Origin of the sequence: Endozoicomonas sp. ONNA2, from assembly GCF_024606365.1 — a bacterium.
Taxonomy (GTDB): Bacteria; Pseudomonadota; Gammaproteobacteria; order Pseudomonadales; family Endozoicomonadaceae; genus Endozoicomonas.
The window spans coordinates 1-8,493 of the sequence record NZ_JAHHPO010000743.1 but is presented as its reverse complement, the minus strand read 5'-3'; the positions used below and the strand labels follow the sequence as shown (position 1 = coordinate 8,493).

The 8,493-nt window shown below is 52.0% G+C and carries 6 protein-coding genes; 1 reads left to right on the top strand and 5 read right to left on the bottom strand.

Annotated elements, in window-relative coordinates:
* On the top strand, positions 1-182 hold a 182-nt coding region (locus KDK14_RS13150), incomplete at its 5' end, for a hypothetical protein (RefSeq protein WP_257265606.1).
* Here the strand turns inward: KDK14_RS13150 and rpsA are convergent.
* The 5 genes from rpsA to KDK14_RS13125 form a co-directional block, all read right to left on the bottom strand.
* The gene (gene rpsA / locus KDK14_RS13145; protein ID WP_257265605.1) at positions 157-1,836 is read right to left on the bottom strand and encodes a 30S ribosomal protein S1; all 1,680 of its coding nucleotides are present in this window, start codon (positions 1,834-1,836) and stop codon (positions 157-159) included. The two genes, KDK14_RS13150 and rpsA, sit on opposite strands and share 26 nt — an antisense overlap.
* Before the next feature lie 248 nt (positions 1,837-2,084).
* A complete protein-coding gene (gene cmk, locus KDK14_RS13140; RefSeq protein WP_257265604.1) occupies positions 2,085-2,780 on the bottom strand; it encodes a (d)CMP kinase in 696 nt (231 codons plus the stop codon).
* A complete protein-coding gene (locus KDK14_RS13135; RefSeq protein WP_257265603.1) occupies positions 2,773-5,169 on the bottom strand; it encodes a bifunctional prephenate dehydrogenase/3-phosphoshikimate 1-carboxyvinyltransferase in 2,397 nt (798 codons plus the stop codon). Before KDK14_RS13135 ends, cmk begins: the two co-directional genes overlap by 8 nt.
* A gap of 11 nt (positions 5,170-5,180) precedes the next feature.
* A complete protein-coding gene (gene hisC, locus KDK14_RS13130; protein WP_257265602.1) occupies positions 5,181-6,293 on the bottom strand; it encodes a histidinol-phosphate transaminase in 1,113 nt (370 codons plus the stop codon).
* Between the two features lie 370 nt (positions 6,294-6,663).
* Positions 6,664-7,788, bottom strand: coding sequence for an ankyrin repeat domain-containing protein (locus tag KDK14_RS13125; RefSeq protein WP_257265601.1), 1,125 nt, complete (start codon positions 7,786-7,788; stop codon positions 6,664-6,666).
* Positions 7,789-8,493 lie beyond the last annotated feature (705 nt).

The following is an 8,493-nucleotide window of genomic DNA, read 5'->3' as shown; positions in this document are numbered from 1 at the left end:
GGCTCCTGCATCCATGCAGTCGTGCGGTGGCAGCAAATTGGTCTAAAAAGTCGGAGTTTTTTATCCTCAATTTGCTGCCATCCTCGCTACGGGCGGGGATGCCCAGTCGGGTGCTATTCTCGGACAGCCTCCTGGAGCAATCAGGAACACGACGGATTACTTGCTTTCCATCTGAGCCTTGATCAGGTCACCAATGGTAGTCGGACCGGCAGCTTCTTCGTCCTGCTTGGTGCGCAGCTCTTTCATTGCTGCTTTTTCATCAGCCTGGTCTTTCGCTTTGATCGACAGGCTGATGTTGCGGTTCTTGCGGTCGATGCTGATGATGCGAGCTTCAACCTCTTCCCCTTCTTTCAGAACGTTAGTTGCGTCTTCAACGCGGTCAACGCTGATTTCAGAGGCTTTCAGGGTAGCCAGAACGTCTTCTGCCAGCTCTACCACAGCTGCCTTGGCAGTCACTTCCTTAACGATACCCTTAACCACAGATCCTTTTTCATTCATGCCCGCGTAAGCGTTGAATGGGTCTTCGGAAAGTTGCTTGATACCCAGAGAGATACGCTCACGTTCAGCGTCAATGGCCAGAATCACTGCCTCTACTTCGTCGCCCTTGCGGTACTGACGAACAGCTTCTTCACCGGTTTCATTCCAGGAGATATCAGACAGGTGAACCAGGCCATCGATACCGCCGTCCAGTCCGATGAAGATACCAAAGTCAGTGATGGACTTGATCTTGCCAGCCAGCTTGTCGCCCTTGTTGAAGGAGCCGGAGAAGTCTTCCCATGGGTTAGTCTTGCACTGTTTGATGCCCAGAGAGATACGACGACGCTCTTCGTCAATATCCAGAACCTGAACTTCAACTTCGTCACCCAGGTTAACCACCTTGGATGGGTGAATGTTCTTGTTGGTCCAGTCCATTTCAGAAACATGAACCAGGCCTTCAACACCTTCTTCCAGCTCAACAAAGCAGCCGTAGTCAGTCAGATTGGTGACGCGGCCAGAAGCACGGGCACCTTCAGGGAAGCGCTTGGTAATGGCAACCCATGGATCTTCACCCAGCTGTTTGAGCCCCAGGGATACGCGATTACGGTCACGATCAAACTTCAGGACCTTGACGGTAATTTCATCACCAACGTTAACGATTTCGCCAGGATGCTTGATACGCTTCCAGGCCATATCAGTGATGTGCAGCAGGCCGTCTACGCCGCCCAGGTCAACGAAGGCACCGTAGTCGGTCAGGTTCTTGACGATGCCCTTGACTTCCAGACCTTCCTGCAAAGAGCCCAGCAGCTGCTCACGCTCAGCACTGTTTTCAGCTTCCAGAACGCTGCGACGGGATACCACCACGTTGTTCCGCTTCTGGTCCAGCTTGATAACCTTGAACTCAAGCTCTTTACCTTCCAGGTGCGCCGTGTCGCGAACCGGACGAACGTCAACCAGAGAGCCCGGCAGGAACGCGCGGATAGTCGCCACGTCAACCGTGAAGCCACCCTTGACCTTGCCACTGATAATACCCTTGACAACGTCTTCTGCTTCGAAGGCTTTTTCCAATTCCTTCCAGGCTTCCATACGCTTGGCTTTTTCACGGGACAGACGAGTCTCACCGAAACCATCTTCCACCGCGTCCAGGGCCACCTGGACTTCATCACCAATAGCGATGGCCAAGTCACCATTCTCATCCTGGAACTGAGCCTTGGGAATCACACCTTCGGACTTCAGGCCAGCATGAACCGTTACCCAGTCACTGTCGATATCCACCACAACACCACTGACAATGGCGCCGGGCTTCATTTCGATCTCTTTCAGGCTCTCTTCAAACAGTTCTGCAAAGCTTTCGCTCATGATTTTTCCTGTGACAGTGTACGCATCTGCAAAGTCTCTGCCTTAATCAGCAAAAACCAGTCAATGGTAACCGAATAACGCACACTGGTTGTCATCCACACCGCCAGCCGGAGTGGGTTACTTTAATCAGGTTCGAATCTGCAATGCTGGCTCTACGCCAGAAACGAACCTCCAGATAGTATTGAGTGCAACCTGCAGCGCACTCAGTAGAGGAAGACCCACTTCCTATGAGGCTGTCCGGGAACCCCCTAAACCAGTCCTTTCAAACGCATCTGTTCCAGCACCTTGTTGAATACCTCCTGGATACTCATACGGGTACTGTCAAGAATGATGGCATCATCGGCAGGCTTGAGTGGTGCTACAGCCCTTTGGCTATCTCGCTCATCCCTGGCCTGGATATCTGCCAAAAGGCGATCAAAGCTAGCATCAATCCCTTTTTGATGCAACTGGCCATAACGTCTTTTGGCTCGCTCTTCGGCGCTGGCGGTCAGGAAGACTTTCAGGGCAGCCCGGGGAAACACAACCGTCCCCATATCACGGCCATCGGCCACCAGCCCCGGTGGTTCGGCAAAGTCTCGCTGTCTTTGTAACAGCGCCGTCCGGACACCCGGCAGTGCCGCAACCCTGGACGCCATGGCACCGACCTCTTCCGTACGCAGACTTGCACCCACCCGCTCACCTTCGAGAATGATGGTCAGACCAGCACCGGTTTCTGATGGCAAGAACTGCACATCAAGATGACCCGCCAGGACCTCCAGGGATGACTCATCGGCAAAATCAACCCCATGATTCATCGCTGCCAGGGCAGTTAACCGATACAACGCCCCACTATCCAGCAACCCCCAGCCAAGCTCTCTGGCCAACAGCGCTGCAATCGTTCCCTTGCCAGACCCGCCCGGACCATCAATAGTGACCACTGTCACTGGTGTCTGAGACTCACTCACTGGTACTTACCTTTACCACAATACGCATACCGGCTCGATTTGCCAGTCCTGCAAAATCCGGGAATGAAGTCGCTACATTGGCACAGTCGAGAATGCGAATATCATCCTTTGCCCGCAGTGCAGCAACTGCAAATGACATAGCAATACGGTGATCCCCATGGCTGTCAATAGTGCCACCGTTAAATACAGGTTGCCCCTTCTTTTCAGAAGCAGCATGGCCGGAACCATTAATCATCATACCATCAGCCAGTGGTTGTGCATCAATACCCAGTGCAGTCAAGCCATCGGCCATGGCCTGAATCCGGTCACTCTCTTTCACCCGGAGCTCACCGGCACCGGTGAGCAGGGTCCTGCCTTGTGCACAGGCTGCGGCAACAAAAAGCACCGGAAACTCATCAATGGCAATGGGCACGAGGCGCTCAGGAATATCAATACCCTTCAGCGGTGCTGAACGCACAATCAGATCGGCCACGGGCTCACCACCCACAACAGCCTCGTTTTCAAGGGTAATATCCGCTCCCATCAGCTGCAGGATCTCAACCACACCGGAACGTGTCGGGTTCATGCCAACATGGCAAAGACGCACCTCTGAACCCTCGGCTATTGAGGCAGCCACCATGAAGAACGCCGCAGAGGACACATCGGCGGGCACATCGATTCGGGTAGCCGTCAGCTTGCCACCCCCTTCGATGGCCACCCGATAGCCATGCTCACCACTGCCACTCTCTGCACAGGTAACCGCACAGGTAACCGGGTAACCAAAGCCATCAAGCATACGGTTGGTATGGTCCCGAACAATACCCGGTGCAACCGTCACCGTTTCACCCTCAGCGTACATTCCAGCCAGTAACAGGCAGGACTGCACCTGGGCCGACGCCATGGGCAGATGATACTCAATACCCTGCAACCGGGCACCGCCTTTGATTTTCAGAGGTGGGCGACCACCTTCTGAGGTCTCGATGGTGGCCCCCATCTTGCCGAGGGGGTCCACCACCCGATTCATGGGTCGAGCAGACAGGGAGTGATCACCGGTTAACGTTACATCAAAGGACTGGGCTGCCATCAACCCGGCCATCAAGCGCATGGCGGTACCGGCATTACCAAGATAAAGCGGCCCTTGCGGCTGCCTGAGGCCATGCATGCCAACCCCCTGAATGGTGACCTTGCCCAGATAGGGACCATCAATTTGAACCCCCATATCCCGAAATGCCTTCAGGGTTGCCAAGGCGTCCTCCCCTTCGAGAAATCCTGCAACCACCGTTTCTCCTTCCGCAAGGGCACCGAGCATGATGGCACGATGAGAAATAGACTTATCTCCGGGAACCCGAAACTCACCGGAGATAGATCCTCCCGGGCGGGCAATAAACGTCTGGGTACTTTCTTTCATACTGTCCATAACTTCTTTATCTGTATCTTCAATCAGCACTGAGCCGGAAAAATCATTGCAGACTATGACCGAATCAGGCAGTGTCTTCGCTCGCTGCTGCCTGCTCTGCAAAAGAGATGAGAAATGCTGCCGGGCTGATTGCGCACGACTGAATATCCCCAGTAGCGACTGGCTGTTTTGCTGCACAATCGCTTCGCGCAGTACCTGAAGACCCTCGGTAAATTCATCCAGTGCAGCCAGCACCGCCTGATGATTACCCAACGCAACATCATGCCACATAATGGGATCGCTGCCAGCGATCCGGGTAAAGTCCCGAAAACCGCCCGCAGCAAACCGGAAAATATTCTGATTATCCGGATTCCCGGCCAGCGTATCCACCAGTGAGTAAGCCAGAAAATGAGGAAGATGACTGGTCTTTGCCAGAACCTCATCATGATGACAGGGATCCATAGTGGTCACCACAGCACCGCAGGCTTCCCAAAGCATCTTCACCTTGTCCAGCGCCAGCGAGTCGGTATGTGCCAACGGGGTCAGGATGACATCATGGGCCTGAAACAAAGTGGCTTTTGCGGCACCGACACCACTTTTTTCCGACCCTGCGATTGGATGGCCGGGCACCAGCCAGGGGGGAACTTCGCCAAAGACATCAAGCGCGGCATCGAGCAGTGCTTTTTTACTGGATCCGGCGTCGGTAATCACTTTCTCAGCAAACATTTTCTCTGCCAGAACACCTTCGGGCAAACAGAGGGATAGCTGCTCAAGAACCGGCTTCATTGCCAGCATGGGAACAGCCAGCATGATCACATCGGCAGCCGCAGCACCATCAGCAAGACTTGCGCAGCCATAATCAATGATCCCCAGCGCCGCTGCCTCTTCCACTGAGGTTTTATTCTGGTCATACCCATACACTTGCCGACAGGCTCCGGCCGATTTTACCGCCGCCGCAAAAGATCCCCCGATCAGACCCAGACCAACCACCAGCAGTGTGTCAACTGTTCTCACAATCGCACTCCTTACGACTCCCCGAGAACCTGACTCAGCGCTTCCAGACAACGGCGATTTTCTTCCGGTAAACCAATGGAAATACGAAGGTGCCCGGGCATGCCGTAATTGGCCACTGGCCGAACAATAATGCCTCTGGACAACAACCCTTGATAGACCGGCATGGCATTACGCTGAAGATCAACGGTAATGAAATTACCCGATGAAGGAATCCAGTTCAGCCCAAGGCCAGCAAAACCCTGCTCCAGAAATGCCATCCCCTGCTGATTAATCTCAATGGACTGCTGCAGATAAGCATCATCCTTCAGAGCCGCGATCGCACCAGACTGAGCTGGAAGATTCAGGTTAAATGGCTGCCTCAAACGGTTCAGCACATCCGCTATTTCAGGATTGGATATGGAGTAACCAACCCGGGCCCCCGCCAGCCCGTAAGCTTTGGAAAAGGTCCGGGTAACCACCAGGTTTGGATAGCGGTCAAGCAGGTCAACACCATTGGGCAAGTCACCGCCTGCCCCATACTCAAAATAGGCCTCATCAAGGACAACGATGACCTCTTTTGGTACTTTGCCAAGAAATTCCAGCAGCGCCTGTTCGCTGAAGCTGGTACCGGTGGGATTATTCGGATTTGCCAGGAAAACAATCCGGGTATTGGCTTTGATCGCATCAGCCAGAGCAGCCAGATCATGACCATAGTCGAGCGCTGGCACCACAATACCTTCCGCCCCCACTGCCTTCACCGCCAGAGGATACACAACAAAAGCATACTGAGAAAACACCGCAGAACTGCTGGTATCCAGAAAAGACTCTGCCAGAAGCACCAGCACATCATTGGACCCATTACCCAGGGTTAATTGCTCCGGTGCAACCTTCAGTTTTTTTGCCAGCGCCTGTTTTAACTGATAGCTGCTGCCATCGGGATAGCGAGCCAACTCTGCCAGGGATTCAGCCATTGCTTGCACCGCTGAAGGCGGGGGCCCCAGAGGGTTTTCATTACTGGCCAGTTTAACAATATCCTCAACCCTCAAGCCCTGTTCCCTGGCAAGTTCCTCAATCGGCTTGCCTGGTTGATAAGGACTCATTGCTCTAACTCCGGGAACCGCCAGCTGCAGAAAATCACAGGACATAATTTGACCTTCAGTTGGGTTATTGCACTTGAAAACGGACTCTGTCAACCGCAATCACTACAGACGATGTAAAAGCCATTTCCAACTCGTGGCAATTTTTATTGATTATGGAAAATTTCAGAGGTTTTGCGCTTGCCAGGCACAAACAACCTGCCAAATGCTGTCAGAAGGCTGTTCAGGAACTATTCCCGGACAATCTCCTGGCCCTATTCTGCAGTTTTTATTCCAAAGAATCACGTTCAAATCTGTCGTCAATAAAGTCAATTAACGGTGATGCGCAGATAACAAGAAGGTTCCAGCTTTCAGCAGCTCCAGAGTCAACCCCGGCGAGACTCTATTAGCACTGCAGCAGGTCAGATCTGCCCTATTGCTACTCAAAAACAGGCTTTCCCATCAAAGGCTTATAAACATAGTCATTGATTGATGACTTACCCAGCGGCAGCATCGGCACCGATTCCGACAACGGTTGTCCGGTTTCGTTCTTGTGTTCAAGCAGGCGCGAGCGGATAGAGGCCCGGGCGCAGGCCTGAAGTGACAGGGGTTGAAAATTATCCGGCTCATTATTCCGATTGATGCTGTCAAACCTGCCAGCCTCGGCCAACCGGACTTTCCAGTTGCCAATATGGGCCTTGGCAAAATTCAACGGTGTATCCCTGTGCCAGTCTCGCGCCTTACAGTCGGCACCCTCAGCCACCAATAGTTGTACTTTCTTGCCCGAACCACTTTTTGCTGCCAAATGTAACGGGGTCCATTGTGTAACTTCTTGCCTGGTTTCAAGGTTGGCCCCCTCGGACAAAAGCACTTCCAGATACCCCAAGTCGTAGCATTCTTTGCTAGCCGCAAAGTGCAATGGTGTCCGTTGAAATTTATCAGAAGCCTCAATATTGGCACCTGTGGCCAGAAGTGCCTTGACCGCCTCCAGACTGTCATATTTAGTCATCACAGCAATGAGTGGTGTGGCTTCATTATTATCCTTGGCCTCAATGTCGGCTCCCCGGGCCAGCAGCTCTTGCACAATCTCCCCACTCAACGCATCATGCAGCGGAGTCCGGCCTGCATCATCGCGGGCATTAACGCAGGCACCTGCGTCGAGAAGTCTCTTAAACATCTCCAGATCGTCTTTATGACAATACGAGAACAGTGGCGTATTTCCGTAATTATCCCTGGCCTCAATGTCGGCTCCCCGGGCCAGAAGCCGGGTCACAGCCTCCCCGCTACAGGCTCTATGCAACGGAGTTTGACCTGAACGATTGCGGACATTCACGCTGGCACCTTCAGCCAGAAGAACGTTGAGAATTTCCGTGTTTCCCAAGATAACCGCCAGAAACAGCGGGGTGTAGCCATACTCATCCCTGGCTTCAATATCAGCCCCCTGTTCCAACCATGCCTTCACCGATGCCAGGTCGCCATCATCGACGGCCTCAAGCAGCTTTTCGTCCAGTTCCTCTGTTCCGCCAAACAGGGCATTGCTAACCTCTCTCAACAGGGTAATCATAACTACCTCCACATCCTCCAGTGTTTGCTTGACGCAAGGACAAGCCTGCTTTTTGGTTCGTCAACTCCAGCTATTGCCAAGAACAAGAAATAGCATCAGGAGTAGCTTAACCACCAAAACAAACATTGCCACTGTTATAAATCTTTTTATACATAAATCTTTTTATACCTGAATTCAGGATACATAAGTCTTTGCGATGCCTGCGTTAGATGTGCCGTTTTCTTTTTAGTTGAATGATTGTAAGTCCAATAAAAATTAGCAACTAAAAGACTTTTACTCACTCTGTATTATTTTTTTGTCGTTTACTCAACTGGAATCAGGTTTTTAAACTGAATTACTGGTCGGCGAGCTTCTATGTTAAAGAAAGAGCCGGGTTTGCCGTGAAAATATTGTGCGTCACCCTCAGGGATGAAAAATGTTTAGCAAAATATTTTTTACGGCAAAAGAGTTGTTAAAAATAATGAGCCACCCTGAGATTATGGCCATCAGTAGTGCACATCAACTGATTGAGGCCTTAATAAGAGGATATCAAATACCTGTTGACCGAATAAGAAGGCAATGTGTGTAGACAAATGTTTTGTTTGGCTAAAGGAATTGCAACGACCAAGATACCTGCTGACGCCATTGGCCATGGGATTGTGTGTAGATGAGCAGGGCGAAAGAATCGGCCTTACGATCGTTCCAATCAAGGCTAATTTAAACGAC

Coding starts and splice junctions, on each gene's coding strand:
- rpsA (WP_257265605.1), bottom strand. CDS start 1,836: ATGAGCGAAAGCTTTGCAGAACTGTTTGAAGAGAGCCTGAAAGAGATC.
- hisC (WP_257265602.1), bottom strand. CDS start 6,293: ATGTCCTGTGATTTTCTGCAGCTGGCGGTTCCCGGAGTTAGAGCAATG.
- KDK14_RS13125 (WP_257265601.1), bottom strand. CDS start 7,788: ATGATTACCCTGTTGAGAGAGGTTAGCAATGCCCTGTTTGGCGGAACA.